Here is a 2,222-nt window from a genome sequence, read left to right as displayed (position 1 = left end):
GACTTGGCGATATCGATCCCGAGTGTTGTAATCTCCATGTGGATGGCTCCCATTCCTTTGTTGGTCCTTTGACAGCACCAGCATGGCACATTGCGATGCCGTCGGGGGAGCCATCCACACCATCATTTCCAGATCCTGCCTTCGCTCGCTGTGCCTCGGCGATGGCGCGGATCGTCTCGCATTCGGCGAAGAACTCGGCAGAACCAATCGGTGCGTGGGTCAGGTCAACCTTGTGGCCGGTCTCTCGGTGGTAGCATCGCTGCTTGCCGTGCCGGTCCTTGAAAATCTTGAAACCCTTGACCCGCACCTGTGTCATCAAAGGCGGTCCAGAATGGTGTCGCGGGTGTCGGTCACGGCCCCGAACTTCACATCATCGATCCAGAGATCGAGGTCACGGCGATCCCAAAGCAGCGTGCCTTGCTTCAACTCAACGGGGCGCACGGGACAAGCCGCCTTGAAGTGCTTCACCGGCAACCCGGCATAACTCGCGGCCTCAGACTGCTTCAGCATGCGCTTGTCGATCACGCTGATATTGAGATTGGTCGTCGCCATAACCAGACACCCCCGTCAATTCGCCACCGAGCCCTCGGCCCTTTTGACCTTGGTCGCGTTCTTCTGGAATCGCTCCCAGCCGCTCATCGTCAGCATCTTGGTCTTCGATGAAATCTCCACAAATTCCAGTTTGCCGGTGTTCATCAGCGCGCGAATTTGCGCAGGGCTGAGCCCAACGATCTCGCTGAGCTGTTTGGGTGAAAGCAGGCGTTCCTGGGTCAATTTCGGCCTCCATCTCTGGATATGAATAGAATCGCTTGTTCTGCACCTTATGACATGCTCAGATGATCTAAGGGCATGAAATGCGTCATTTCGTGCAGTTTCGCTCGTTATGGCGATTTCGTCAATAGGGAACCTTGCATGCGGCAGGACGCAAAATCAGTTTTCATTGCTATGGGCGCGCGCCTTGCTATCGCGCGCAATGAAGTAGGCCTGACGCAAACAGCAATGGCGGAGGCGATTGGCGTCTCACATCGCGCCTATCACAGCTACGAAAAGGGCCAACGGGGTCTTCCTGTGGAGGCGCTTGTCGCGATGTCAGACCGGTTTGAAGTAGATGCTGCGTGGATATTGCTCGGAACGCAGACAGTCCGTGCATCTCATGACTTTGAAGCCTTGAAACAGATTGAGACCTCACTCGATCAGCACCTCAACGAAGAAAACATAAAGATCAAAAGTGAGAAGCGCGGGGCCATCGTCGCGCGCTGGTATCAGTCACATCTCGAGGGGCGGGAAGTCAGAGATGATGACGTTCACACTTGGATCGAACTGGTAAGGGATTAAGCCGATGCAAAAGCCAAGCGACAACTGGAAGAAACTTCGGCGCGCAACACTGGAGCGTGCACGCCGCAACGCAGTCGAGCCGTTGGAACCGCTCAATACGGTACTCTTGGTTGCCAGCGCACTCTATTTGATCGGTTTCCTAAGGCTGAGTTTTGGGGGGCAGCCTCATGATTTTACGTTGATATCCGGCGCGGCCATCTTTGCGGTAGCACTATCTGGAATTCTGGTGCCCATTCTTTCGGGTTCCGTCATCACGTTGCGGCTTGCAGACCGTCAGCTCAAAAAATTGATTGAAGAATGACACGATGCATTAAAGCCCCTCGCATTGATACCTCTGCGGCCCGTCCTGCGGCGTACGCCAGCGAAATTTGTACATTTGCACGCTCTGAGCACGCGCCAACTTAGGAATACCAGTAGATGCCACTGACACTCGCCCAATTGGAGCGTCACCTTTTTAGCGCTGCAGATATCCTTCGCGGCAAGATGGATGCCTCGGAATTCAAAGAGTACATTTTCGGGATGCTCTTCCTGAAGCGCTGTTCGGACGTGTTCGAACAGGCCCGCTTAGAGGTGGTGCAAAAACGTATCGCGAGCGGCGTGGCCCCGGAGCAGGCCGCCGAAGAAGCTGAGAACAAGGTTTGGTACGGGCGCAGCGGCACGTTCTGGGTTCCGCCGCAATCGCGATTTGGCCACCTGGTAGACGAAGCGCACGAGAACATCGGCGACAAACTCAACAAAGCCCTGGGCGGTGACCTGCCCCCCGCGAAATCCCTCATCATGATGTAGAGTCTGCCCAACCTTGAAGGAGCAGACGAATGCGAAAGAGCCGTTTTACCGAGGCGCAGATTATCGGGATGATCAAGGAGCAAGAGGCGGGCATGCCGACG

Annotated in this window: 6 protein-coding genes; 3 read left to right on the top strand and 3 right to left on the bottom strand. The window is 55.4% G+C overall.

The window, feature by feature from the left end; translation table 11 throughout:
* The 3 genes from AB9K34_RS03845 to AB9K34_RS03835 form a co-directional block, all read right to left on the bottom strand.
* A partial coding sequence (locus AB9K34_RS03845) for a hypothetical protein (protein WP_369953113.1) occupies nt 1-316 on the bottom strand: 316 nt, incomplete at its 3' end.
* Complete coding sequence (locus tag AB9K34_RS03840) at nt 316-552, bottom strand: hypothetical protein (protein WP_369953112.1); 237 nt, start codon at nt 550-552, stop codon at nt 316-318. The genes AB9K34_RS03845 and AB9K34_RS03840, both read right to left, overlap by 1 nt.
* A gap of 15 nt (nt 553-567) precedes the next feature.
* Nucleotides 568-774: a hypothetical protein gene (locus AB9K34_RS03835; protein WP_036558979.1), complete on the bottom strand. Its 207-nt coding sequence runs from the start codon at nt 772-774 to the stop codon at nt 568-570.
* A gap of 138 nt (nt 775-912) precedes the next feature.
* Here AB9K34_RS03835 and AB9K34_RS03830 point away from each other — a divergent pair, with 138 nt between their 5' ends.
* The 3 genes from AB9K34_RS03830 to AB9K34_RS03820 all read left to right on the top strand — a co-directional run bounded on the left by AB9K34_RS03830 (nt 913) and on the right by AB9K34_RS03820 (nt 2,121).
* Nucleotides 913-1,335: a helix-turn-helix domain-containing protein gene (locus AB9K34_RS03830; RefSeq protein ID WP_014881196.1), complete on the top strand. Its 423-nt coding sequence runs from the start codon at nt 913-915 to the stop codon at nt 1,333-1,335.
* A 4-nt stretch (nt 1,336-1,339) separates the two neighbouring features.
* Entirely contained in the window at nt 1,340-1,636 is a 297-nt protein-coding gene (locus AB9K34_RS03825; RefSeq protein ID WP_014881195.1) for a hypothetical protein, read from the top strand.
* A 116-nt stretch (nt 1,637-1,752) separates the two neighbouring features.
* Nucleotides 1,753-2,121, top strand: coding sequence for a type I restriction-modification system subunit M N-terminal domain-containing protein (locus tag AB9K34_RS03820; RefSeq protein WP_369953111.1), 369 nt, complete (start codon nt 1,753-1,755; stop codon nt 2,119-2,121).
* The last annotated feature ends 101 nt before the right edge of the window (nt 2,122-2,222 follow it).

Origin of the sequence: Sedimentitalea sp. XS_ASV28 (assembly GCF_041224545.1) — a bacterium.
Classification (GTDB): Bacteria; Pseudomonadota; Alphaproteobacteria; order Rhodobacterales; family Rhodobacteraceae; genus Sedimentitalea.
This window is presented reverse-complemented; position numbering and strand designations above follow the sequence as displayed.

Coding starts and splice junctions, on each gene's coding strand:
- AB9K34_RS03840 (WP_369953112.1), bottom strand. CDS start 552: ATGGCGACGACCAATCTCAATATCAGCGTGATCGACAAGCGCATGCTG.
- AB9K34_RS03830 (WP_014881196.1), top strand. CDS start 913: ATGCGGCAGGACGCAAAATCAGTTTTCATTGCTATGGGCGCGCGCCTT.
- AB9K34_RS03825 (WP_014881195.1), top strand. CDS start 1,340: ATGCAAAAGCCAAGCGACAACTGGAAGAAACTTCGGCGCGCAACACTG.
- AB9K34_RS03820 (WP_369953111.1), top strand. CDS start 1,753: ATGCCACTGACACTCGCCCAATTGGAGCGTCACCTTTTTAGCGCTGCA.